The sequence below is a fragment of the Rugamonas apoptosis genome (genome assembly GCF_014042355.1).
Taxonomy (GTDB): Bacteria; Pseudomonadota; Gammaproteobacteria; order Burkholderiales; family Burkholderiaceae_D; genus Rugamonas; species Rugamonas apoptosis.
In genome coordinates this window covers 66312-91253 of the sequence record NZ_JACEZU010000013.1, presented here as the reverse complement: position 1 = coordinate 91253, position 24942 = coordinate 66312, and the positions used below count along the sequence as shown (strand labels likewise).

The window sequence follows — 24942 nt, the reverse complement described above, 5'->3', positions numbered from 1 at the left end:
TCAGGTTAAGTGGCAAGCGACGCTGCCAAGACCGCCGACGGTGGCGTGCAGTTGGTCGCCCGCCTGGATGGCGACCATCGGACCCAGCGCACCCGACAGCACCAGTTGACCTGCCTGCAGGGGCTGGCCCAGGCGTGCCATGGTGCGCGCCAGCCAGTAGGCGGCGCGTAAGGGGTGGCCCAGGCAGGCCGCGCCGGAGCCGGTCGACACCAACTGGCCATTGCGGTGGAACTGCATGCCGGCCCCGGCCAGGCTGGCCTGGCCCAGCGCCATGGGCTGATTGCCCAGTACATAGACGCCGCATGAGGCGTTGTCTGCCACCGTGTCTTCCAGCTTGATGTTCCAGTTGCTGATGGCGCTATCGACGATCTCGATCGCCGGCAGGGCGTAGGCGATAGCGCGCACGAACTCGCTCCAGCTGGGGGGCGCATCGCCCAGCGCGTGGCCGACGATGAAGGCGATCTCCACTTCGGCCTTGGGCTGCATCAGCCGGGCGGCGGGAATGGCGTCGCCGTCGAGATACTCCATGTCGTCGAACAGCACGCCGAAGTCTGGCTGGTCCACACCCAGCTGCTGCTGCACCGCGTGCGAGGTCAGGCCGATCTTGCTGCCGACCACGCGCGCGCCCTGCGCCAGCCGGGCGGCCGTGTTGATGGCGGCCACCGCGTAAGCCTGTTCCAGGCCAGCGATCCCATGGCTGGCGGTGATGGGCGCAATGGGCCTGCCGCTGCTGCGGGCCTGGGCCAATGCGCTGGCCGCCGCGGCCAGCTTCACATCGTCGGGGACGGGGGCGTTCATGCGGCCTCCCTGACGTCGGCCCGGTCGGGCTGGCCCAGTTGCGCGCGCAGCCCGGCAATCAGCTGGCCGGCCGCCATCGCATGCACCATGCCGAAGGTGAATTTGTCCGGCCGTACCAGGGCCACGGCCCCCATGCCGATGCCGCTGCGCTCGAACCAGGCGATGCCCTGGCCGCTCAGGTCTTCCAGCTCCACCAGACCGGCGGGGCTGCTGCGCGCCACATTGCCCTGCGGGCGGCCGCCGTGCGGATAGAGCGCCACATAGCTGGTGCCGAGCGCGTCGAGCAGTTGCAGGTCGGCCGGCTTGAGGTGGCTGCGCGGGTCGACACTGGCGCCGATCAGGGCGTAGCCGTGGCCCGTCACGGCGTCCAGCAGCAGCGGCTTGCCGTTGCGGGTCAATACCGTCGGCTGTGGCGTCAGGCGCCCCTCCGGGCCGCCGCGCTTGCGCCGTGCCAGGCCGAAATAGCAACCCTGGCGATAGACCGGCTGCGGCTTGAAGCGCGCCTCCCGCAGCAGCTTGCGCAGGCCGGGCGTGCGCTGGATCAGTCGCACCGCGCCGTTGCGCAACATGGCCTTGAACGGGTTCGCCACCGAGACGAAGTCCTTCATCAGGACCGACATGTCGATCATCGATTGCGCGTGCGGCTGGCGTTCGCGCTGGTAAGTGTCGAGCAACTGGTCGCCAGCTTTACCGGCCAGCACGGCATCGAGTTTCCAGGCCAGGTTGTAGGCGTCGCGCACGCCGGCGTTCATGCCCTGGCCGATGAATTGCGGCGTCATGTGGGCCGCGTCGCCGGCCAGGAACACGCGGTCGCGGCGCCATTCCTGGGCGGTCAGGGCGTTGAAGGTGTAGACCAGGCGGCGCAGAATGGTGACCTTGTCGACGTCGATGTAGCGCGACAGGTAGTGGCGCACCGTGGCCGGATCCTCCATGTATTCCTTGCTCTGGCCCGGCATCAGCATGAACTCGAAGCGGTGGTGGCCGTTGGGCTGGCGACAGCTGACGGTGGGACAGGCCGGGTCGCAATAGAAATTGAAGTAGGGCAGGTGGCGCAGCCCATCCTCGCCCGGATTTTCCTTGATGTCGACCACCAGCCACGGATTGGGGAAGCTCTGGCCCGTCATCTGGATGCCGAGCTGGGTACGGGTCACGCTGCGCCCGCCCTCGCAGGCGACGAAATATTTGCCGCGCACTTGCTGTTCGCCCGGCTGCGGCAAGGCCGTGACGCCGGGCGTGGGCGCCGGCTTGCTGTAGTGCTGGCTCAGGCTGGCAAGATGGAACACCTGCACGCCTTGATCATCCTGCAGGCTGCGGCTCACTTCGCGTCCGCGCCGCAGGTGCACGGACGGGTAGCGTGCCAGCAGGGCCGCCATTTTCTCCTCCAGGAACGGTTGATAGAACAGGTTGCAGATCGGCCAGCCGTAGGGCCGGGCCAGGTCGCGGTACTGATTCAACACGGTGCCGTCGGGCAGCACCCATTGGAATGGCATGTCGAGCAGCATGTCTTCGGCCAGTTCCTGGCCCAGGCTGGCGGCCTGGAAGATGCGCATGCATTCGTCGTCCGTGTAGACGGCGCGGGCGTTGCCGTAGAACTCAGGTTCGCGCTCCAGTATCAGTACCCTGCGCCCCCGCTGGCCCAGCAGGTGGGCCAGGGTCAGGCCGGTCGGCCCCAGGCCGGAAATGACCACGTCGTACTCGCCCGTGGTGTCGGTGTCGGGATTCATGTTGTTGTCTCCATATTATGTGTGGTGTCAGAAACCGTTGGGCATGAATTCCGTGCCCAGCAGCGAGCGCAGCGCGCGCCCCAGTTCGCCCAGCTTGTCGCCCAGGGTTTGTTGTTGGGGCTTGTGGCCCCAGATGCTGATGCCCTGGTGGACAGCCGGTTGCCAGCCGTGCTCGTCGACGGCGATCGGCTGCCAGCCGAACTCGATCTCGAAGCCCGATGGCGAGCGCACGTAGAACGACAGTTCCTTGTCGTTGGTGTGCTGGCCCATGCCCAGCGCGATGGGAAAGCCCAGCTTGCGGCAGCGCACGTAGGCCGCGCTCAGGTCGTCCAGCGTGGCTGCCTGCACATTGAAATGCTGGATGCGGGTGCGGATCGGGTCCATGCGCCGTCCGCGGGTGCAGGCGACGGCGATCGAGTGGTGGCGTTCGTTGACGCGCAGAAAGCGGATGTCGAGCGTCAGGCCGCTGATATGGGCCTCGATGTCGTCGCTGTGGCGGGCGTCGAAGATGTCGTTCCAGAACGCCAGCATGGCCGCCGGCCGGCGCGAGGTGATGGCGACGTGGCCCATGCCGGCGGCGCCGGTGACGAAGGCGCTGGTGCGCATGCGCAGCGGCGCGTCGTTCAACAGTGGGTTGGTGAACAACTCGATCTGCAAGCCCTTGGGGCCGGTGCATTGCCAGAACTGGGCCACGCCGCGCGCGCGCGCCTGCTCGGGCGTGGACGGGGTGACGGCGATCTGGCGCCAGCGCAAGCGTGCCAGCACGGTGTCGAGGGCGGCCTGGTCGCGCAGCTGCCAGCCGATGGCGACCACGTCCTCAGCGCCGCCGGTTTGCACCATGATGCGGCGCTGGTGGTCGTCCATGCGAAATGCCAGCAACCGCTCGTCGCGCTGGGCCAGCTCCATGCCTAGCGCCTCTTCGCCGAACTGGCGCCATGCATCAAGCCGGGCCGACTCGATCACCAGATAGCCCAGTTGCACGGCGTTGAACACGGAGCCGGGAGTACGTGCCTCGTTCATGGCTGCCTCGCCGGTGCGGCGCCATGTTCCAGCAGGAAGGCGCTGGTGACGGCATTGAATTGCGCGGCCCGCTCCCACTGCACCCAGTGGCCCGTTTCGCTGAACAGGTGGACGTCGCAGCGGCGCATGCGCTTTTGCAGCGACTGGGCACCGGACGGGCGGTTGACCTTGTCTTCGGTGCCCCACAGCACCAGGGTCGGCGTATCGCACTGTTGCAGGCGCGGGTCGCGCGTGAAATCGAGCTTGCGGAATTTGGGCCAGCCGGCGGGACGGCGCAGCGGCGGCGCCGCCACCACTTGCGGGTCGACGCTGGAGCGGTAGCGCTCGGCGATGACGGCGGCGTCAACCTGCGTGCCGTCGTAGACCAGGTCGCCGCGGATGAAGCGGGTCAGCTTGTCCATGCTGGGACCATCGCCGTTGTAGTAGTCGAGCAGGCGTTTCAAGCCTGGCGTGGGCAGGGAGCGCGTGGTGTCGACGCCGCCCGGTCCCATCAGCACCAGCCGCGCGGCCCGGTCCGGATGGTCTAGCGTGAGCCGCAGGGCGCAGGCGCCCCCGAGCGAGTTGCCGATCAGATGGGTGCGCTCGATCCGCAGGGCATCCAGCAGGCCGGCCATGCTGCCGGCCAGGTCGCCGAACGGGTCGCTGCGGTCGATACCCTTGGTCGACTGGCCATAGCCGGGCATGTCCGGCACCAGCACGCGGAAGTGCCGGGCCAGCGCGGCGATGTTGCGGGTGTAGTTGGACACGCCGGAGGCGCCCGGCCCGCCGCCATGCAGCATCAGCACCGGCGGCCCTTCGCCGGCCTCGCTCAGCTGGATACAACGGCCGCCCACCTTGACCTTTCTCGTTGATAAGTTTGGCAATCCAAGCTCGTCTTTCATTGCATCGTCTCCTTAGTTGGCGGTCGCTAGTGCTCGCCTTGACTGAACATTACATGAAGTTCGACATTTATGTCAACTTGATGTTTTTGTCGAATAGAGAATATGCTGGATGCTCGGCGGACAGGATCGCCGGTTCAACTATCAAGGATTTGTCATGGCCATCAGGCAGGGAAGGTTGGACGTTCATCGCCACATCGTTCCACCGGCGCTTGTGCAGGAAATACAGCGCTCCGGCCACGGCACCGTGGGCGGAGCGCGCTTGCCGGACTGGATGCCGGCCGATACGCTGGCGTTCATGGAAACCGCACTATCGGCAGGGGGGGCCGAGCGCATGCGGGCGCGTCGATCGCTTCGCGTGAGAAATTGCAGGGTTCTGTGGGACAATATCGGACTGTCACGCGACTGGCCCCGGCCGGCGTGTGACGTGGCTACCCGAATAACTACAACGCAGCGTTACCGATTTTTATGAAGCAAGATGACCATCGCGTCCGTGTTGGCGCCGAACGCAGGCAGAAGATGCGCCGGCATTTGATCGAGAGCGCACTCAAGCTGTTCGCCGAGCGCGGTCTGGAAGAAGTGGTGATCGACGATGTGATCGTCGCCGCCAGCGTTTCCCGCGGCACCTTCTATTACTATTTCAAGACCAACGCCGAACTGCTCGCTGCCGTCGTCGAAGAGCTTGGCAACGAGTTGATGCAGATGATCGAGTCCGTGGTCGGCACCATCAAGGACCCGGCCGAACTCCTGGCGCAAGGTCTGCGGCTGTACCTGCATACGGTGCAGGATTATCCGACTTTCGCCGGATTCCTGGCCCGCGCCGGTCTGCATGCGGCGCGGCCGACCAATCTCGTGTTTGAATACATTCCCCGTCACCTGGAAAGAGGCATGCTGGCCGGCCGTTTCAAGGTCGCCGACGTGCCCATGGGGCTCGACATCGTCGCCGGCATCGCGCTGGCCGCCGTGTGCAGCATTGTGGGGCGGCCGGTGCCGGCCGACTTTCCAGAGCAAGCCACCAGCCATATCCTGATGGGGCTGGGTATGACACCCGCCGCCGCCGGCAAGCTGGTACAGTTGCCATTGGTCACCTTCACCTTGCCGTCCGACTCGCTGCTGGTCAGGACCCATGCCATGCCGTCCGCTGAGTCAGACCGATCCGCCGCCTGACCGTTTCCGGGGGGGCAGTAGAGAAATCGCCGCTTAGCCGGCGATTTTTCATTTCAGCGTTGAGCCAAAATGCCGTGCGGTTCGTCGGCGACCACAACGCGGTTGCGTCCGGATGACTTGGCCCGATACAGCGCCTGATCTGCTTGCGAAATGGCTGAGGCAATGTCGCCGTCAGGCGGCACGCCAGCGACTCCGATGCTGATCGTCAAGGTCAATGGGGCAGCGTGCGCCATGGCTAGTTTCCCGGCTGCGACTGACTGCCGCATCCGCTCTGCGGCAGTGGCCGCACCATTGGAATCACCGCAGCTTGGCATGATAACTAGAAACTCTTCGCCGCCCCAACGCGCGACAAAGTCTCCGTCGCGAGCTTGGGCGCTCAGTGTCTGTGCCACTTGACGCAAAGCGCTGTCGCCAATCGCATGGCTGAAGCGGTCATTGACCAGTTTGAAGTGATCGATATCGATCACCGCCAGCCAGAGCGTGGTGTGTCGGCGCGCTGCCGTCGCCAGTTCATGCTTCAACAACGCATCGACGCCCCGCCGATTGAGCAGACCCGTCAATGCATCGGTCGTGGCAAGCGCCGCCAACTCCCGCTCGGTGCGTCTTGTCAGAAATTCCATTTTCCAGATAAGGATTGCAATCGACACAATGAAGGTGGCCCGTGCCCATGCATCCAGGGTGCGGATCGTCCAACTCTCGTGCGCAGCAACCAACTCTGGGCTGACATGGAGTTCAACCGAATCAAGCCAAACAAACAGGAAAAGATGAAATGCGACGAAAAGCAACGTGGCCATGCGGTGTCGCCAAGGCAATATGACGGGCGCGACGATCCCTGCGCAGCCGAAGAAGAAATAGGTCCGAACATCTGTCCCATGGAATATAAACACTTGAGTGGCCACACCCGACGAGATCGCCGTCATCAATAACCAGCGTGCAACCATTCGTCGCCCCAGGCGATTCAACCACAGCACCCCAAGCATGGCGATGAGGAAAGGGATCAACGATAACGCCGCTACGAATAACTTGGGGTCACCTGACGCGACCTGCGCGCCGGCGTACACGGCAAGATTTCCGCATGCTAGCAATGCAACACTCGTCACCAGTTCGGCTTTTCTTCGGCCAATTGCGGAAATTGTCGGGAAGGCGATCGTGTTCGACAGAATGCGGGGTATTTTCATGGTCTGGTCTAGCGAGCGGCCGGCCTGCCGAACTAAACAAATAGGAAGCCAATTGTACATCCCCAACGAGAAATGTGAGCCTGGGAGGCACTCCCGGCAGAGCGATTGCGCGTCGCCGGATCGTAACCGGCGTCGATCGCATTGCTCGCAGCGTTACGGCCAGCTTGCGGCTTGCGTGGAGGCTAGCGTGATCGTTCCCGCTTGATCTCACTCGGCGTCTTGCCGAACCAGCGCAGGCAAGCCCTGCTGAATGTGCTGGGGTCGGAAAAGCCCAGCTTATACTGCAGCATCTTGATGGTGGACTCGCCGTCCATATACTTCTTTGTCAATTCGCGTCGCACCTCATCAATCAAGGTGGAAAAGTCGGTTCCTTCGCTGGCGAGACGGCGCTGCAAGGTCCGCTCACTGATCAACAGGCGCCGCGACACGGACTCGCGCGCCGGCTGTCCCTGGTCTATCATCGACAGCAACAGCGCTTTGACCTTGGCGCTGGTGGAGGGACGCGGCACGCGGGCCAGTCGTTCTTCGAGCAGGCGGAACAGGCATTCGGCCGCCAGGGGATCGGCGCTTGGAATGGGCGCGGTGAAATCGGACTCGGCAAACGCGATCATGTTGCGCGCGGCGCTAAAGTACACCGGGCATCCGAGATGCTCGACATAGGCTGGTGCGCACGCCGGGCGAGAGAATGTGTACCAGACCGACACTGGCGCGAGCGCGGCGCGCCCCGATACAAAGCGGATGGTTTGCACCAGCACGTTCCAAGTGAAGTCGTAGCGTTGCAGCGGTACCGCGCGGGTGGCGCCGAGCAGGTCCAGCGAGAGCAAGATGCGCCCACCCGTCCGTTCGAGGCTGGCCCGGACGGTGGGCGAGACCAGCGGTAGGTAGCGCAACAATTTCTCGGTCGCCGTTTTCAGGTCCGATGAGGCCAGCATGGTATGTCCCAGCAATCCCGACCACGATAGCGGATGCGGCGCCGAGACGTGGAACCCCAGCATGGGATCGCCGGAGATCTCCGCCAGCGCCTGCCATAAGTGGCTGAACTGGTCGGACACGGTCAGGATATCGTCACCCGGGCAGGCGCCATCTGCCAGCTGGTCCAACCCGGCCTGCCTGAACAGGTGATCGACATCGAAGCCGTCCACCGCGAGGCTATCCTTGATGTGCCGCACGACGTCGCTGAGCGACCAATATTTCATGGGCGCTCCCCGCGTTATTTCCCTGTTGACGGCGATGGACGCGCAACGCCGCCCCGGATCAGGTCGGCCGCCCGTTCGGCGAGCATGATCGTGGGGGCATTGGTGTTGCCGCTGATGAGCGTCGGCATGACGGAGGCGTCGACGATCCGCAACCCCTGCAGGCCGCGCACCTTCAGCGACGGATCGACCACCGCCAGCTCGTCTGTGCCCATCTTGCAGGTCCCGATGGGGTGGTAGATGGTGTCGGCGCGCGCGCGGATGTGTTGTTCCCACTCCCTGTCATTCATGCCGTCGCGCATGCCAAACAGTTCGCGGTGGCGGTATTGCCGCAGCGGTGGCGCCAGCAGGATGTCGCGGGTCAGTTTGGCGCCCTGGAGCAGTGCGGCGAGGTCGCGCTGGTCCGACAGGAATCTTGGGTCGATACCGGGGTCGGCCATGGGGTCGGCGGACTGCAGAAAGACTTCGCCGCGCGAGTGCGGGCGCAGCTGGCAAACGTGACAGGAGAAGCCATAGCCGGGGTGCAGCTTGCGCGCGTGATCCTCGACAATGGAGATCACGAAATGAAGCTGGAGATCGGGCCGCTCCAGGGTGGGAGCGCTCTTGATGAACGCGCCCCCCTCGGCGAAGGGCGTGGTCAGCATGCCGCTGCCGTCTTTGTACCAGTTGGCGATATGACCCAGCATATTCACCGTGCCTGCCAACCCTATGCCAAAGTTGTCGGTGTCCTTGCTTTTGAATACGTGGATGAAATCGAGGTGATCCTGCAGGTTCTGGCCGACCCCCGGCAATTCGTGCACCATCTGAATGCCGTGGCGGGTGATGTCCTCCGGACGGCCCACGCCGGACAGTTGCAGCAACTGTGGCGTGCCGAAGGCGCCGGCCGCTACAATGACCTCGCGCGTGGCCCGCACCTCCTGAACGCTGCCGCCGGCACGGTAGGCCACGCCGACGGCGCGCTTGCCTTCAAAGATCAGGCGGGTGGCCTTCGTGTTGGTCTTGACCGTGAGGTTGGGGCGCTGTCGCAACACCGGATGCAGGTAGGCGGCGGCGGCCGAGCAGCGTTCGCCCCGGCGGGCACGGTCGTGGAACTGCGTCACCTGATACAGGCCAACGCCCTCGTTGTCACCTTGGTTGAAATCGGCGCGGGCCGGGATGCCGCGATACCTGGCCGCCTCGATAAAAGCGTGGGTGACCGGGCGGGGGCTGCGCTGCTCCGAGACGTGCAAAGGGCCACTGCCGCCATGCCAGTCGCTATGCCCGCGTTCGTTGTTTTCCGATTTCTTGAAGTAGGGGAGGACTGATTCCCAATCCCAGCCGTCGCAACCGAGATTGGCCCAGTCGTCATAATCCTGCCGCTGGCCCCGGATGTACAGCATGGCGTTGATGGCCGAGGAGCCGCCCAGGGCGCGCCCGCGCGGCTGATATCCCCTGCGTCCGTTGAGTCCCGGCTGGGGCACGGTGTTGAACGCCCAATTGTTGATTTTACCTTTGCCGGGCAGCATGGCCACCACACCGGCGGGCATGCGGATGAGGAAGTCGTCGCCTTTGCCGCCCGCTTCCAGCAGGCAGACGCTCGTGTGCGCATCCTCGCTCAGGCGCGACGCCAGCGTCGCGCCGGCCGAACCACCGCCGACGATGACATAATCGAATTTCATGAAGTCTCCTGGTGCGGGGATCTGTGATCCCCTTGTTTTTCACTTTGCGCCGTGCGCAACGTCTCAGCGGGCGGTGGATGTGTTCCAGCGGCGCGGGTCATAATCGCGCAGCTTCCTGAGCCGGCTGCGCTGGTTGGCGCGCAAGGCGAGCACGCGCTCCTCGGGGGTGGCGTAGCGCCGGTCCCACTCGACCAGCTTGGGCGTCATCAAGCGGTGCCACAATGGTGGGACCAGCGTGACCAGGATCGTCGCCAGGTAGCCATTGATCATCATGGGCGCGTCGGACAGGGGCATCAGATCCTGGTAAGGCACCTCGCCCTGGGCGTGGTGATGCGAATGCCGGCTCAGGTTGAACATCGCCCAGGAACTCATGCGGGCGTTGGTGTTCCACGAGTGGCGCGGCTGCACAGCCTGCTCGGGCAGACGGACCATACCGTAGTGCTCCATGTAGTTCACGATCTCAAGCAACGCCTTGGCGAACAGGGCGCATCCGGTAAAGGCCAGCGCACCCTTCCAGCCCGCCATCGCGCCGGCTGCGGCCACCAGCACCACGCTCATGAGCACGCCGCGCAGGTAGGCGTTGTGCGGCGAGACGACGGCATGGCGCTTGCGCATCAAACGCTCGGCTTCGATGCGCCAGGCGCTGATATTGCCTTTGATGGTGGAGGCCAGCACGTGGAAATAGACGTTGCGCCCGCGTGGTGCGGTGGCCGGATCGTGCTCGGTGGAGACATAGCGGTGATGGCCATACACGTGTTCGATGGCGAATCCGGTGTCGTAGCTGAACGCCAGCAACCAGCGGCCCACGAGCAGCGAGACGGGGTCCCAGGTCCGGTGCGTCAGCTCATGCGCCGTGACGGTACCCAGGAAGCCGATCATCAGTCCCACGTGCACCCCACCGGCAAGGTGATGCCAGAAGTCCGTGTTGGCGCGCGCGGCCAGCACGTCGTAACCGGTCAAGTGGCCCAGCCAGGCGCCAAAGCCCAGCGGATCTCCGGGCGACAGGGTCCAGATATAGCTGAACAAGACGAGCGCCAGCAGTGGCAGCGCCACCCACAGTTGCACCGTCAGTATCCAGGGTGAGCGATAGTCCGGCGTGCGGGTATCGCTGCCGAGCAAGGCATCGCCGCCCACGTAAAACAGGAGCAGTGCGAGCAGTCCGAGGCTGGTATAACCGCCGCCGGCCAGCAGGGACACCACGGCGCCCGCGCCCACCAGGTGCAGCATGAAGAATTTGAGGTAGTCCAGCACGTTCGCCGGCACGCGCTCGGCCTTGGGCAAACCGACCGCCCCATAGAAACCCGTATGCAGCTTGGGGGCCTGATCGACGAAGCGATCCGCGTGCAGCTGGTCATCCGCGATGCCGTGCTGGCGCAGGACCGCGACGGCCGCATCGATCATGGCGGGCGGGCCGCACAGATAAGCCGAGGTGGCGCCGCCCAGCAGTTCTGGGATGTGTTCCGTTACGCGCCCCGTGCGGCCGTCCCAGGCTTGCGACGCGTCCGCTTCCGACAGGATGGGGATGAACCGGAAGCCGGGCCAACTGGCGCCAAAGGCGGCCAGTTGCTCCAGGGCGTACAAGTCGCGCTGGGCGCGCGCCCCGAACAGGACGGTGACGGGACGCAGGTCGCCGCGGTTTTTCATGTCCTCCAGCATCGCCAGTATTGGCGCCAAGCCGCTGCCACCGGCCACCATGAGCACCGGTTCCTGGCCGGGGCGCATCCAGAACGCGCCGCCAGGGCCACGGACGTAAAGTGGTTCGCCCACCGCAGTGCGGTCCAGCAGATGGCCCGACACCTGGCCGCCCGGCACCCGGCGCACGGTGAAGCTGACGTGGTTGTTGTCGCCGGGCGCCGTCGAGAACGAATAGCTGCGCGGGGAGTTGGCCAACGCGGGCAAGGTCACTTCGGCGAACTGGCCGGCGCGGTACTGCACCGCTTGCTCCAGCCGGACGTCGATGCGGGCGATGTCATGTGTCAGCATTTGCTTGCCGACGATAATACCTGGGATCGGGGCGCCGCCGATGACGTCGTGCTGATCCAACTCGATCTTGACGTCGCTGCGCAGGCGGCTCTGGCACGCAAGGATGTAGCCGTCCGCGATCTCTTTTTCCGACAGCAGGTAGGCGGTCTCGGTCAGCTCCTGGACCTCGCCGTCCTTGAGCTTGCATTTGCATGCCCCGCAGCCGCCGACGCGACAGATCGAGGGAATTAATATGTCCTGCCGCAACGCCGCCGACAGCAGCGTCTCATCGGGCTGGACGGTGATGGTTGTGCCATTGATTTCGGCCTCGTGTGAGGACCGTCCGAATATGGACCGCATCGCAGTGTCTCCTAAATTTGTTGTGTATTCAGGATGTCACGCGCACGCTTGTGGTCGTGAGAGTTGAAATTGACAAACAGGGGTCATTTAATGACAGGCGTGTTCCGCACGGGATTTGTGTGAAACAATCACAACTGTTTTTCCCCATGAGCATTGCAGAAGAGAGGTGTCTTTCGTGACCAGGTACAAAGAACATGATGCGAGGAAGCTGGCGCACATCGCCCACGTCCGCGTCACTTACTTGCGGCAAATCGCCGATCAGGCCGTTGAGCTTGGTGTCGACCTGGCGGCGTGGCTGGCCGTTTCAGGGATCAGGGAGGCGGATCTGGTCGATGCGAACGCCTTGATCCCGACCAAGAAGTTCGGCGAACTCGTCGCGGCGGCCATCGCCCGATCGGGGGAGTCCGGTTTCGGGGTGTTGGCCGGGTGCCGCTTGATCCCAGGCAGTCACGGCATTGTCGGCATGGCTGCGGGAGCGAGTGCCAACATCAGGGAGGCCATGCAAATCGTCGAGCGCTTTGTCAGCCTCAGAACCGGGGCCGTCGATATCGGGACCCGCGTGACGAATGGTGTGCTTGAGGTGTTTTTTGAGCCGGCATCGGATATGGGCGCGGCCAGCAACGCGGTGACCGAGATCGCGATGGTGGCGGTCAAGAATATTGCTGACGACCTGGTGCCCCATGGCAGTGCCTGTAGCAAGGTCAGCTTCACCTTTGCCGAACCGCGTCACGCAGCGCTGGCGCGCGATATTTTTGGTTGTAACGTTCAGTATGGTCAAAAATGGTCGGGCTTGTCTTTTCCCCTGTCGGCCGCCGACGAAGGCGCGCCGAAACATGACGCCCTGGTGCTGGCGGAGGCCGTGCGCATCTGCACCGATGAGTTCAACAAGATGCGCAACAACTGGAGCATGGCCGCCAAGCTGGAGGAGGTCATTCTTGAACGCAGTCCGTCATTTCCCCCGCTTACCGTTTGCGCGCGGTTACTGGGCATCACCCCGCGCACCCTGCATCGCCGCTTGGTCGATGAAGGCGTTTCCTACCGTGAAGTCGCGGAATCGGTCAAGCACCGCATGGCGTTGGAACTGCTGCGAAGGAAGTCGCCGGTGAAAGAGGTGGCCTACATGCTGGGTTATACCGACATGGCGAACTTCAGGCGGGCATTCAAGCGTTGGGAAGGCGTGGCGCCGTCCGGCTGGTCTGGCCTGAACGCAAAGCGGACCATGGCGACAGACTGAACAAAACGCGAAGATCGGCGTAGCAAGATCGGCGATCCACTGGTCGGCTTGACCAAGCACGTGGACTTCGAGGTACTGGCGGCGAGCATCGATGCCGCCGTGCCGAGGCCATCGCGTGCCAAAGGGGGCCGGCCGCCGTATCCGACTGCGCTAATGGTCAAGATCCTGATACTCCAAGAACTCTACAACCTGGCCGGCGACGCGCTGGAATATCAATTGCTCGACCGCCGCAGCTTTCTGCAATTGTTTCACATCGTCTTTAGCCTATACCATAGTGGTCAAAATTCCTCCCAATCATCGCTACCGGCGGCGTGTGCAGGTCCAGCGATTTTGACCGGTTTTGGCTTGACGAGAACGGGTTGCGCTGCAGCCTTCAATTGTGGCGCCGGCGTTGAAGTACGCGCTGAAACGTTCGCAGGCTTCGCCGGTGCAGCCTTTGTGACCTGGCCCAAATTGATCTTGAATGTACTGACCAAATTCGCCAGAGAGCCGGCCTGATCTTGCAAGGACGATGCGGCGGCGGCAGCTTCTTCCACCAGCGCCGCATTTTGTTGAGTAACCGTATCCATCTGGGTGATGGCTTGATTGATCTGCTCGATCCCGGAAGTTTGCTCCCGGCCAGCGATGGTAATTTCGTTGATGATGCCGGTGACCCGTTTAACGCTGGCCACCACCTCATCCATCGTCGCACCAGCCTGATTGACCAATTTGCTGCCTGCATCAACTTGCTCGACTGAATTGCTGATCAGCGTCTTGATTTCTTTCGCCGCAGCGGCTGAGCGCTGCGCCAGATTGCGTACCTCACTTGCCACCACAGCGAATCCACGCCCCTGTTCGCCCGCGCGCGCCGCCTCCACGGCGGCGTTCAGGGCCAGGATGTTGGTCTGGAAAGCGATGCCATCAATGACACCAATAATATCGACGATTTTTTTCGCGGACTCGTCGATCGAACCCATCGTGTGAATCACCTGGGATACCACCGCGCCACCCTTCTGCGCAACGTCAGACGCAGACTCCGCCAAATCATTGGCTTGTTGGGCATTGGCGGCGTTCTGTTTCACAGTACTGGTCAGTTCCTCCATTGAGGACGCCGTTTCTTCCAATGAGCTGGCCTGTTGCTCTGTGCGCGACGACAAATCCAGATTTCCACTGGCAATTTGTCCTGAGGCGGTGGCAATGGTATCGGTGCCAGTGCGGACTTGACCGACAATGCGCACCAGGCTGTCGTTCATCTCCTTCAATGCCTGCAATAATTGTCCGGTTTCATCCTTGGATGTCACGACGATGTTGCAGGTTAAATCGCCAGCGGCGACGGTCTGGGCGATCTTCACTGCTTCCTTCAGGGACGCAATCAGCTTTCTCGTCAGCATCAGTCCCATCGCCGCGACGACAGCGATAACCGCTGCCGCAATGATAATGGCAAGCCAGTTGGCATGCGTTAAAGTGGCGGCCGCTTCTTCAGCGGCCTTGATGCCCAGATCGGCGTTGTACTTTCGATGCACATCGATCATTTCGCCAACCTTGACACTCACAGCCTGCTTTGAAAGCAACAAATCGCGTGCTTCATCCGCTTTGTCCTCATTCGCAAGTGCCATGACCTTTTCACGCAACGCGTCATACTCGGCCAAAGCGCCGCGGTCAGCAGCCAGCAGGGCTTTGTCGTTGTCATTGGATAGGTCTTCCTTTTCGTACTTGTTAAATGCGTCGATGACTTTCGCATGCGCCACACCAATTGCCGTTGCCAACTCGGACCGCTTGGCGGTGTCTTTCAGCGCCATGTACTGCCAGACTTGTACGCGCATTTGAGCCGCAGCACTAAACGCCTGATCGATAACAAGAAGGCTCGGAACAGTATTGATGTTGGCATAGTTGGCGCCGGCATAGACCTGCGCCATTTGATAAATCCCCAGGCCGGCAAGGCCTGCCATGCCAACCACCACTGCAAAGATAAGTGCGTATAAACGTTGTGCGATAGTCATTTTAGCCTCCACGCAATTACTCTCATCATTCGACGATGGACCGGCCTCTGCCTTCAGGGAAGATGCTTGCTTGACCGCTGGGGCTGTGACAATTCGTGATTATTCGTCGTGCTATAAGGCTACTCCTCGTGTATATGGATCACCAGAGATTTTTTGCATCATGTTGCACGAAGGGGCGTAGAAAGCCGCCGCAGTAATCTCTCCGCTGGCACCGCTATCGCATGGTCAGCGCGGCGCCCGGCGCTTGCCAGCCGCCACCCAGCGCCCGGAAGGCGGCGACGGCGGCATGCGCCGAGGCCGCTTGCGCCTGCACGCGCGCATCGGACGCGCGCAGCAGGTTTTCGTCCGCCTGCAAGACCTCGATCAGGCTGACGACGCCTTTCTGGTACGCGGCGAACGATGCGCCCCGCGCGCGGCCGAGTGAGTCCACCCCCTGGGCCAGCACAGCGGCCTGTTCCTCGCGGTTGACCAGCGAGGAGAACGCGTTTTCCACGTCTTCCGTCGCCCGCAATGCGGCCAGCCGGTAGGCGGCCAGCATTTCAGCCTCTTGCCCGCGCGACTGGCTGATCTGCGCGTCGATGCGGCCGAAATCGAACAGCCGCCACCGCAGGCCCAGCGCGCCGCTGGCCTGGCTGGCGCCGCTCGTGAACAGATTGCCGCCCCCCACCGAAGTCGCGCTGCCCAACAGTCCGCTCAAGGAAAACTTGGGGTAATACTCGGCCATCGCCACGCCGATGCGCGCGCTGGCGACCGCCAGGCGCCGCTCGGCCACGATCAGGTCCGGCCGGCGCCGCAGCAATTCACGGGGCGAGCCGGCGGCCGTGATCTTCGGCGCGACGGGGATCGCGCCCGCTTGCTCCAGTTCCGCCCGATGGGTACCCGGGAGCGATCCCAGCATCACATCCATCGCGTTCAACGCCGCTTCCAGCCCCGTCGCCAGCTCGGGCACCACGGCGCGCACCTGGGCCAGCGCGCCTTCAGCCTGCCGTACCTGCAGCTCCGCCGCCAAACCCTTGTCATACAACAGATGGATGGTCGAGAGCAGTTCCTGCTGCGTCTTGACTTGCTGCTGGGCGACTTTTAACCGGGCTTGCAATTCACGCACACGGATGTAGGTGTCGGCCGTCTGCGCGGCCACGGCCAGGCGCACGGCGATGGCGCCCGCCTCGGAAGCCTGGTATTCCGCGCGCGCCGCTTCCTGCCCCCGGCGCAAGCCGCCAAACACGTCCAGCTCCCAGCTCGCGCCCACATTGGCTTCGAAGGCGTTGCCGTAGCGGCTGTAGCCGGGTGCTGTATTCAACACCTTGCCCAGCGGCGTTTCGACGGATTGATAGGCGCGCGCGGCCTGGCTGCTGACATTACCGGCAGGCAGCAACGCGGCGTCGGCCGCACCCAGCCCGGCGCGCGCCTGGGCCACGCGCGCTTGCGCTTGCGCCAGGTCGAGGTTCTGCTCCATCGCAAGTTGGACCAGCCGGGTCAGCTGTGGGTCCGCGAAACCGGTCCACCATGCGCCGAAGTCGGCGTCGCTCAACGCGGAACGGCTATCAATGGCGGCCTGGCCATGGAACGTTTGCTCCGCCGGCAGGGTGGGGCGGACGTAATCGGGGCCGACCGCGCAGCCGGTTAGCAAGCTGGCAATGGCCAATGTGATAAGACGGGATGGGGATGGCATAAGGCAACTTTCATCAACGAGTGGAGTGGTGACTATAATACCAAATGGTCACACGTTGTCCAGTTAAAGATTTTGGCGTAAGCTGTCTGGCATGAAAAATCCCAGCACCTATCCCGTTTCGGCCCGGGGACCGGCCGACCACGACGTCCGCAGCCAGATCGTGGCCGCCGCCACGGAACACTTCAGTCATTACGGCTATGAGAAGACCACCGTGTCCGACCTCGCCAAGGCGATCGGCTTCTCCAAGGCGTATATCTATAAATTCTTTGAATCCAAGCAAGCCATCGGCGAGATGATCTGCGCAAACTGCCTGCGACAGATCGAAACCGAAGTCAGCGCGGCGGTGGCCGAGACGGACGCGCCGCCCGAGAAGGTGCGGCGGCTGTTCAAGGCTTGCACCGAGGCCAGCCTGCGGCTGTTTTTCCAGGATCGCAAGCTGTACGAGATCGCCGCCTCGGCGGCGACGGAGCGCTGGCAGGCCGTGATCGCCTATGAAGCCAATCTCCAGAAATTGCTGCGCGATGTGTTGCAGGAAGGCCGGCTGAGCGGCGATTTCGAGCGCAAGACGCCGCTCGATGAGACGGTGATGGCGATCTACCTGGTGATGCGCCCCCTCCTTAACCCGCTGCTGTTGCAATACAGCTTCGACTATGCGGAGGAGGCCCCGGCGCACCTGTCCAACCTGGTGCTGCGCAGCCTGTCGCCATGATTATTTTTGTGTGTGACCGTTGACGAAATTGGTCACTAGTACCATAATGAAAGTCCCTATCACTTCGTCTATGGGACTTTTATGCTCCGGCGTCGCTCTCTTTCTCCCGCGGTCATGTCCGCACTGTTGCCGCTTGCCCTGGTCGCTTGCGGCGAAAAGGCCCCCACCGATCCGCGCACCGATGCGCCGCTGGTGCGGGCCGCCATCGTCCAGGCGGTAGCGCCCGGCTCTCGTTCCTTCACCGGCGTGGTGGCCGCCAAGGTCCAGAGCGACCTGGGTTTTCGCGTGTCCGGCAAGGTGCTGGAGCGGCTGGTGGATGCCGGCCAGACGGTCCACCGCGGCCAGGCGCTGATGCGGATCGACCCGATAGACCTGAAGCTTGCCGCGCACGCCCAGCAGGAGGCGGTTGCGGCCGCACGGGCCCGGGCGCGCCAAACGGCCGAGGATGAGGCCCGCTATCGCGACCTGCGTGGCACCGGCGCCATTTCCGCCGCCGCCTACGATCAAGTCAAGGCGGCGGCGGAGGCGGCGCAGGCCCAGCTGAACGCGGCCGAAGCCCAGGCTGAGCTGGCCCGCAATGCCAGCCGCTATACCGACCTGGTGGCGGACGATGATGGCGTCGTCATGGAAACGTCGGCCGAGCCTGGCCAAGTGGTCGCCGCCGGCCAGCCCGTGGTGCGCCTGGCGCATGCCGGGCGACGGGAAGCCGTGATCCAGTTGCCGGAAACACTGCGCCCCGCCGTGGGTTCGGCGGCCCAGGCCATATTGTTTGGCCAGGAAACGGCGGGCGCGCCGGCCAAGCTGCGCCAGCTTTCGGACGCGGCGGATCGTTTGACCCGTACCTTCGAGGCGCGCTACGTGCTCGACGGCGCGCTGGCCAACGCGCCGCTGGGCGCCACCGTGACGATCCAGCTTGCCGATGGCCGCTTTGGCGGGCAGGACGGCTTGCAGGTTCCCGTCGCCGCCGTGTTCGATGCCGGCAAAGGGCCGGGCGTCTGGATCATCAACGACAGTCCGGCCAAGGTGTCGTGGCGGCCGGTCACGGTCCAGCAAGTCGATGAAACCTATGCCCGCGTCAGCGGCAAACTCCAGCGGGGCGAACGGATCGTCGCGCTCGGCGCGCATCTGCTGCGTGAAGGCGAGCCGGTGCGCATCGCCGCGCAAGGCCAGTCCAACGCCACCGCCGCCACTGTGGGAGCACGCCCGTGAGCACCGGCCGATTCAATCTGTCCGCGCTCGCCGTGCGCGAGCGTTCCGTCACGCTGTTCCTGATTTGCCTGATTTCGCTGGCAGGGGCGTTGGCGTTCTTCAAGTTGGGCCGGGCGGAAGATCCGGCATTCACGGTGAAGGTGATGACCATCGTGACGGCCTGGCCGGGCGCCACCGCGCAGGAAATGCAGGACCAGGTCGCCGAGAAGCTCGAAAAGCGCTTGCAGGAGCTGCGCTATTACGATCGGAGCGAAACCTTTACCCGGCCCGGTCTGGCGTTCACCACCTTGTCTTTGCTGGACAGTACGCCCCCTGCGGCTGTCCAGGAGGAGTTCTATCAGGCCCGCAAGAAGGTCGGCGATGAGGTGGGCAATCTGCCGCCCGGCGTGATCGGGCCGATGGTCAACGACGAATTCGCGGACGTCACCTTCGCCCTGTTCGCGCTGAAGGCGAAGGGCGAGCAGCAGCGCGTGCTGGTGCGCGACGCGGAGTCGCTGCGTCAGCGCTTGCTGCATGTGCCGGGCGTGAAGAAGGTCAATATCGTCGGCGAACAGTCCGAACGTATTTATATCGAATTCTCGCATGAACGGCTGGCTACGCTGGGCGTCAGTCCGCAAGAGGTGTTCGCCGCCCTCAACGGCCAGAATGCCCTGACGCCGGCCGGATCGGTCGAAACCCGGGGTCCGCAAGTGTCTATCCGCCTGGACGGCGCCTTCGACCAGTTGCAAAAAATCCGCGACACCCCGGTCGTGGCCCAGGGGCGCACGCTCAAGCTGTCCGATGTCGCCGCAGTCAAACGCGGTTACGAGGATCCGTCCACGTTCATGATCCGCAATGGTGGCGAGCCGGCGCTGTTGCTGGGAATTATCATGCGCGAAGGCTGGAATGGCCTCGACCTGGGCAAGGCGCTCGATGCCGAAGTCGGCGCGATCAACCAGGCGATGCCAGTCGGTATGCAATTGAGCAAGGTGACGGATCAGGCGGTCAATATCAGCACGGCCGTCGACGAGTTCATGGTCAAGTTCTTTGTGGCGCTGCTGGTGGTGATGCTGGTGAGTTTCATCAGCATGGGCTGGCGCGTGGGCGTGGTGGTCGCGGCGGCTGTGCCGCTGACCTTGGCCATGGTGTTCATCGTCATGGCCGCGAGCGGCAAGAATTTTGACCGCATCACGCTCGGCTCGCTGATCCTGGCCTTGGGATTGCTGGTTGACGACGCCATCATCGCCATCGAAATGATGGTGGTGAAGATGGAGGAGGGCTACGATCGCGTCGCCGCCTCCGCCTACGCCTGGAGCCACACGGCGGCGCCCATGCTGTCCGGTACGCTGGTGACGGCGGTGGGCTTCATGCCCAATGGTTTCGCCAGGTCATCGGCCGGCGAATACACCAGCAATATGTTCTGGATCGTCGGCATCGCGCTGATCGCCTCCTGGGTAGTCGCGGTGGTCTTCACGCCTTACCTGGGCGTCAAGCTGCTGCCCGACTTCAAGGTGGCGGCCGGTGGCCACGCCGCGCTGTACGACACCCCGCGTTACAACCAGTTCCGCCAGGTGCTGCAGCGTGTGATCGCACGCAAGTGGCTGGTCGCCGGTTCCGTGGTGGCGCTGTTCGTGCTGGCCATCCTCGGCATGGCCGTGGTCAAGAAGCAGTTCTTCCCGATCTCCGACCGGCCAGAGGTATTGGTCGAAGTACAAATGCCCTATGGCACGTCGATCGCGCAAACCAGCGCCGCCACGGCGAAACTGGAGGCGTGGCTGGGCAAGCAGGCGGAAGCGAAAATCGTCACGGCCTACATAGGCCAGGGCGCGCCGCGTTTCTACCTGGCGATGGGCCCTGAATTGCCCGATCCCTCGTTCGCCAAGATCGTGGTGCGTACCGACAGCCAGCACGAACGGGATGTGCTGAAGCAGCGCCTGCGCGAGGCTATCGCCGCCGGCCTCGCTTCCGAAGCGCGGGTGCGCGTGACGCAGCTGGTGTTCGGGCCGTACTCGCCGTTCCCGGTGGCCTACCGCGTCACCGGCCCGGACCCGGCGCAATTGCGCGCCATCGCGGACGACGTGCAGCGCGTGATGGAGGCCAGCCCGATGATGCGCACGGTCAATACCGACTGGGGCACGCGCACGCCGACCTTGCACTTGCGCTTGCAGCAAGACCGGCTGCAGGCGCTGGGCTTGAGCTCCAGCAGCGTGGCCCAGCAATTGCAGTTCCTGCTGAATGGCGTACCGGTGACCACCGTGCGGGAGGATATCCGCACCGTGCAGGTGGTGGCGCGCTCCGCTGGGGGCACCCGGCTGGACCCGGCCAAAATGGGCGACTTCACCCTGGCTGGCGCCAATGGGCAACGGGTTCCGCTATCCCAGGTCGGCCAGGTCGAGGTGCGCATGGAAGAGCCGATTGTGCGGCGGCGTGACCGGATGCCGACCATCACCGTACGCGGCGACATCGCCGACGGCATGCAGCCGCCGGACGTGTCGGCGGCCATCAGCGCGCAGTTGCAGCCCATCATGGACAAGCTGCCGCAGGGTTACCACATCGAACAGGCCGGCTCCATCGAGGAATCGGCCAAGGCGACCACGGCGATGTTGCCGCTGTTCCCCATCATGCTGGCGATCACTTTGCTGCTGATTATCTTCCAGGTGCGTTCGATTTCCGCGATGGTGATGGTGTTCCTGACCAGTCCGCTGGGCTTGATCGGCGTGGTGCCCACGCTGATCCTGTTCCGCCAGCCGTTCGGCATCAACGCGCTGGTCGGCCTGATCGCGTTGTCGGGCATCCTGATGCGCAACACGCTGATCCTGATCGGGCAAATCCGCCATAACGAAGGGGCAGGGTTCGACCCGTTCAGCGCTGTCGTCGAGGCTACCGTGCAACGGGCGCGGCCGGTGATCCTGACCGCGCTGGCGGCCATCCTGGCCTTCATCCCGCTGACCCATTCCGTATTTTGGGGCACGCTGGCGTACACCCTCATCGGTGGCACTTTCGCGGGAACCATCCTGACGCTGGTGTTCCTGCCGGCCATGTATTCGATCTGGTTCAAGATCCGGCCAGCCGATCGCACCTCTGAATTGCCACGTATCCCAGTTATTCATGCAGAAAGGAAACACCATGTCGAATTCTAAAGTTGTCGTCGTGACGGGCGTGTCGTCAGGAATCGGCCGTGCCGCCGCGCTGGCGTTCGCCAAACGGGGCTGCCGGGTATTCGGCACCGTGCGCAACCTCGCGCACGCGCAGCCCATACCGGGCATTGAACTGATTGAGATGGACATTCGCGACCAGGAATCGGTTCAACGTGGCATCCAGGCCATCATGGCTTGGGGCAAGCGCATCGATGTGCTGGTCAACAGTGCCGGTGTGACCCTGCTCGGCGCGACGGAGGAAACCTCGGTCGCCGAAGGCCAGGCGCTGTTCGACACCAACCTGTTCGGCATGCTGCGTACGATCCAGGCAGTGCTGCCGCATATGCGTGCGCAACGGTCCGGCCGCATCGTCAACGTCAGTTCGGTGCTGGGCTTTTTGCCCGCGCCTTACATGGGGCTCTATTCAGCGTCCAAGCACGCGGTTGAAGGACTGTCCGAAACCCTGGACCATGAGGTGCGCAAGTTCGGCGTGCGGGTGGCGCTGGTCGAGCCTTCCTTCACCAAGACCAACCTGGATCTCAACGCGCCCCAGGCGCGCGCGATGATCGCCGCCTATGACGCCGAGCGCAGCGTGGTTGCCCAGGCCATCCAGCAAAACGTCGAGAAGGCGCCGGCGCCCGATGCGGTCGTCAGCACGATCGTCGACGCCGCCCTGGGCACCTGGCGCATGCGCCATACGCCCAAGGGCGAGGCTTCGCTGTTGGCCAAGCTGCGCCGCTTCATGCCGGCTGGTCCGGTTGGCGCCGGCGTCCGGAAAACGTTCGGGCTGGCCTGACGACCTGTGACATATCAGCTTGGGGAGATGTATGAAACTTGATCAAAAACCACTTGCTTGGGTGAGTGAGCAATCGAATGCGATGCAGCGCCTGCGTGAAGGCGGTGGCGCGCCTGGCCTCGCGCACATGGAGCAGATCGTCGGAAAGAGCGGACGGGAGATTCTCGAAGCCATGATGTCCGGCGCGCTGCCCTATCCGCCCATGAGTGAAACCATGAACATGACCTTGCTGGAGGTGGGCGAGGGCCGCGCCGTGTTCCAGGGAATGCCGCTGCTGCGGCACTACAACCCCATGGGCACGGTGCACGGCGGCTGGTTTTCCACGCTGCTGGACTCGGCGCTTGGCTGCGCGGTGCAAACCACGCTGCCAGCCGGGCGTTCCTACACGACGGCCGAACTCAGCATCAACATCGTACGGCCCGCATGGCAGAAGACCGGGCCGCTGCGTGCCGTCGCCACGGTTGTCCACCCGGGGCGCCAGATGGTGACGGCGGAGGCCCGGGTCGAGGATGAGCAAGGCAAGCTGTACGCGCATGCGACCACCACCTGCTTTATCTTGAACGCCGTCACGGCTTGACGGCAGCGATAGCCGGACTGACGCAACACGCCATCGCCGCTCAGCCGGCGATTTTTCGTTTTTGGGTGGATCACCGTCAGTGTGGACGATGGTGCGGGAGCGATGTCTGTCCGGGAAGGAAGAATCGCTCCCGTTCCACTTAGAACGCGTAGTTGTAAGCCACGCTCATCAGCTGCATATGGGTTTGCCAGCTACCTTGGGTGAGCTCGCCGTTACCCGTGCAGCCACGTATCAGAGGCGAGCAAGTGTTCCTGTAGCTGGCGTCCACATCCTGAAAACGTAAATAGGAATACGCCAGGTCGACGGAAGAATTGTTGTCCAGCTTCCATTTCGCTCCGAACGACAATTGCGAGCGGTCCCCGTCCGGCAGGGCGGAGTGGCGCAGGGTGGTGGACGCAACCGGCGACTGGTCGTACGCCAGTCCACCGCGCAGGGTGAGTTCTTCATTGAACCGGTAGTTCGTCCCCACTGAGAAGCGCCAGGTATTCTTCCAGTTCTGGAGTATCACCTCGTCGCCCTGCGTGGTGCCAGGGAACTGGATGTTCAAGTTCGCCAAGCGCGAGCTGCGTGTCCAGGTCGCATCGCTCATCACGGCCCAGCGTGCATCGAGCTGTCGGAAACCGTTGATGGAGACACTCTCAGGCGTGCGGATATTCAGCAGCACGGCCGAATCGGCCCGGTTGGAGTTGGCGGCGATGATCTTGTTGACCGCCGGGTCGCTGGTTACATTGAAGTCCCACATCGCACCGCCTTTCAGCTTGTGTGAAATTGAAGAGCGATACGACAGGCCGAAGCGCGTATTCTCGTCAAGTTGGAACAGATAGCCCACATTCCATCCGAAGCCCCAATCCTGGCCATCCATTGATCCATGACCGTCGCGGACAGTGGTCAGTGCGGCCGGGTTGCCACCGGCCGCGATGACGCCACGTAACAAGGTGAGGGCACCCGGTGTGCCGGCCAGGGCCGCTATCGAGCCCGGCACGTCCACACCCTGGCCCAGCTTGGCTTTCATGAACTGGGCGTTAATACCGAAACCGAAGGAATGTTGCTCGTTGAGTTTGAAGCCGGCGGACGGGTTCAGGTCGATCGATTCCAGCTTCACGTTGGTCAGCGCGTAGCGGCCGGACCAGTCGTTGCCATAGTCCAGTTGGCTACCGTAAGGCACGAACAGGCCAAAGCCGGCGGTCCATTGGTGGTCCAGCTTCTTGCTGACGTACAGGGACGGTGCCGCCACCACGTCCGGTGTGTAACTGTCCAGGTGCGTCGGGCCGCCGGAGCTGGTGCCGGTGAAGCGCTGGGAGCCGGTGTCCGTGAAGCGCGAGTGTGGGACGACGGCGGTCACGCCGCCCACAAGTTGGGTGCCGTCCAGGCGGGTGAGGCCGGCTGGGTTGGCGAAGATGGTGGAGGCGTCTGCCGCCTCGGCGCCGTTGGATTCGGCGGTGCCTTGGGCCGACACGCTTTGGGAGCCGAAGCGGTAGCCGGATGCCTGCGCGGACAGCGATGCGGTCAGCAAGGCGGCAGTGACGGCGAGGGTGAGGGTTTTTTGATTCAAAGTGCAGTCTCCGGAATGATGAATAGTGAAGTTCAGGGGGAAGGTGAAGGTCTGTCCGGCCGGCGTGCGGCGCGTGCGCCAGGCATCCAGGGCCGCTGTGACCATCCTATTTTGAGACTGGTGACCAATTATGTCAATGGTCACAATGGCTGCAAGCGCC

The 24942-nt window shown here is 63.5% G+C and carries 18 protein-coding genes and 1 pseudogene; 8 read left to right on the top strand and 11 right to left on the bottom strand.

Annotated features, from left to right (window positions below; translation table 11 throughout):
* From H3H39_RS22850 to H3H39_RS22835, 4 genes are read right to left on the bottom strand one after another with little or no spacing between them, the layout of a single operon-like run.
* Positions 1-798, bottom strand: coding sequence for a 2-keto-4-pentenoate hydratase (locus H3H39_RS22850; protein WP_182156696.1), 798 nt, complete (start codon positions 796-798; stop codon positions 1-3).
* Positions 795-2522 carry a bifunctional 3-(3-hydroxy-phenyl)propionate/3-hydroxycinnamic acid hydroxylase MhpA gene (mhpA, locus tag H3H39_RS22845; protein WP_182156695.1) on the bottom strand — a complete coding sequence of 576 codons (1728 nt, stop codon included), beginning with the start codon at positions 2520-2522 and terminating at the stop codon, positions 795-797. Before mhpA ends, H3H39_RS22850 begins: the two co-directional genes overlap by 4 nt.
* Positions 2523-2549: 27 nt before the next feature.
* Positions 2550-3542, bottom strand: a complete 993-nt coding sequence (locus H3H39_RS22840; RefSeq protein ID WP_182156694.1) for a VOC family protein — start codon at positions 3540-3542, stop codon at positions 2550-2552.
* Complete coding sequence (locus tag H3H39_RS22835; protein ID WP_229218195.1) at positions 3539-4405, bottom strand: alpha/beta fold hydrolase; 867 nt, start codon at positions 4403-4405, stop codon at positions 3539-3541. The genes H3H39_RS22840 and H3H39_RS22835 overlap by 4 nt, the downstream gene beginning before the upstream one ends.
* Positions 4406-4888: 483 nt before the next feature.
* Here H3H39_RS22835 and H3H39_RS22830 point away from each other — a divergent pair, with 483 nt between their 5' ends.
* Positions 4889-5587 (top strand): TetR/AcrR family transcriptional regulator, encoded by a 699-nt coding sequence (locus H3H39_RS22830; RefSeq protein ID WP_182156692.1) that lies wholly within the window; start codon positions 4889-4891, stop codon positions 5585-5587.
* Positions 5588-5640: 53 nt separating this feature from the next.
* Here the strand turns inward: H3H39_RS22830 and H3H39_RS22825 are convergent, their stop codons facing one another.
* The 4 genes from H3H39_RS22825 to H3H39_RS22810 all read right to left on the bottom strand — a co-directional run bounded on the left by H3H39_RS22825 (position 5641) and on the right by H3H39_RS22810 (position 11938).
* Positions 5641-6765, bottom strand: a complete 1125-nt coding sequence (locus tag H3H39_RS22825; RefSeq protein WP_182156691.1) for a GGDEF domain-containing protein — start codon at positions 6763-6765, stop codon at positions 5641-5643.
* A 182-nt stretch (positions 6766-6947) separates the two neighbouring features.
* A complete protein-coding gene (locus H3H39_RS22820) occupies positions 6948-7961 on the bottom strand; it encodes an AraC family transcriptional regulator (RefSeq protein WP_182156690.1) in 1014 nt (337 codons plus the stop codon).
* Between the two features lie 14 nt (positions 7962-7975).
* Positions 7976-9616: a GMC family oxidoreductase gene (locus tag H3H39_RS22815; RefSeq protein WP_182156689.1), complete on the bottom strand. Its 1641-nt coding sequence runs from the start codon at positions 9614-9616 to the stop codon at positions 7976-7978.
* Positions 9617-9679: 63 nt separating this feature from the next.
* A complete protein-coding gene (locus tag H3H39_RS22810; protein WP_182156688.1) occupies positions 9680-11938 on the bottom strand; it encodes a fatty acid desaturase in 2259 nt (752 codons plus the stop codon).
* Between the two features lie 175 nt (positions 11939-12113).
* Between H3H39_RS22810 and H3H39_RS22805 the strand changes: the two genes are divergently transcribed.
* Both H3H39_RS22805 and H3H39_RS28545 read left to right on the top strand, forming a co-directional pair.
* Positions 12114-13172 carry an AraC family transcriptional regulator gene (locus H3H39_RS22805; RefSeq protein ID WP_311196963.1) on the top strand — a complete coding sequence of 353 codons (1059 nt, stop codon included), beginning with the start codon at positions 12114-12116 and terminating at the stop codon, positions 13170-13172.
* Between the two features lie 27 nt (positions 13173-13199).
* Positions 13200-13409: pseudogene (locus H3H39_RS28545) on the top strand (transposase); the annotation flags it as partial.
* Between the two features lie 41 nt (positions 13410-13450).
* Here H3H39_RS28545 and H3H39_RS22800 read toward each other — a convergent pair.
* Both H3H39_RS22800 and H3H39_RS22795 read right to left on the bottom strand, forming a co-directional pair.
* A complete protein-coding gene (locus tag H3H39_RS22800) occupies positions 13451-15151 on the bottom strand; it encodes a methyl-accepting chemotaxis protein (RefSeq protein WP_182156687.1) in 1701 nt (566 codons plus the stop codon).
* A 214-nt stretch (positions 15152-15365) separates the two neighbouring features.
* A complete protein-coding gene (locus H3H39_RS22795; protein WP_182156686.1) occupies positions 15366-16823 on the bottom strand; it encodes an efflux transporter outer membrane subunit in 1458 nt (485 codons plus the stop codon).
* A 91-nt stretch (positions 16824-16914) separates the two neighbouring features.
* Between H3H39_RS22795 and H3H39_RS22790 the strand changes: the two genes are divergently transcribed.
* From H3H39_RS22790 to H3H39_RS22770, 5 genes are all read left to right on the top strand, one after another.
* A complete protein-coding gene (locus tag H3H39_RS22790; RefSeq protein WP_182156685.1) occupies positions 16915-17532 on the top strand; it encodes a TetR/AcrR family transcriptional regulator in 618 nt (205 codons plus the stop codon).
* An 81-nt stretch (positions 17533-17613) separates the two neighbouring features.
* Entirely contained in the window at positions 17614-18741 is a 1128-nt protein-coding gene (locus H3H39_RS22785; RefSeq protein WP_182156684.1) for an efflux RND transporter periplasmic adaptor subunit, read from the top strand.
* The gene (locus H3H39_RS22780; RefSeq protein ID WP_182156683.1) at positions 18738-21860 is read left to right on the top strand and encodes an efflux RND transporter permease subunit; all 3123 of its coding nucleotides are present in this window, start codon (positions 18738-18740) and stop codon (positions 21858-21860) included. Before H3H39_RS22785 ends, H3H39_RS22780 begins: the two co-directional genes overlap by 4 nt.
* The gene (locus tag H3H39_RS22775) at positions 21847-22653 is read left to right on the top strand and encodes an oxidoreductase (RefSeq protein WP_182156682.1); all 807 of its coding nucleotides are present in this window, start codon (positions 21847-21849) and stop codon (positions 22651-22653) included. The genes H3H39_RS22780 and H3H39_RS22775 overlap by 14 nt, the downstream gene beginning before the upstream one ends.
* A 31-nt stretch (positions 22654-22684) precedes the next feature.
* On the top strand, positions 22685-23230 hold the full coding sequence (locus H3H39_RS22770; RefSeq protein WP_182156681.1) for a PaaI family thioesterase: 546 nt from the start codon (positions 22685-22687) through the stop codon (positions 23228-23230).
* Positions 23231-23369: 139 nt separating this feature from the next.
* On the opposite strand, the gene H3H39_RS22765 is transcribed toward H3H39_RS22770, so the two are convergent.
* Positions 23370-24887 carry an OmpP1/FadL family transporter gene (locus H3H39_RS22765; RefSeq protein WP_182156680.1) on the bottom strand — a complete coding sequence of 506 codons (1518 nt, stop codon included), beginning with the start codon at positions 24885-24887 and terminating at the stop codon, positions 23370-23372.
* Positions 24888-24942: the final 55 nt, after the last annotated feature.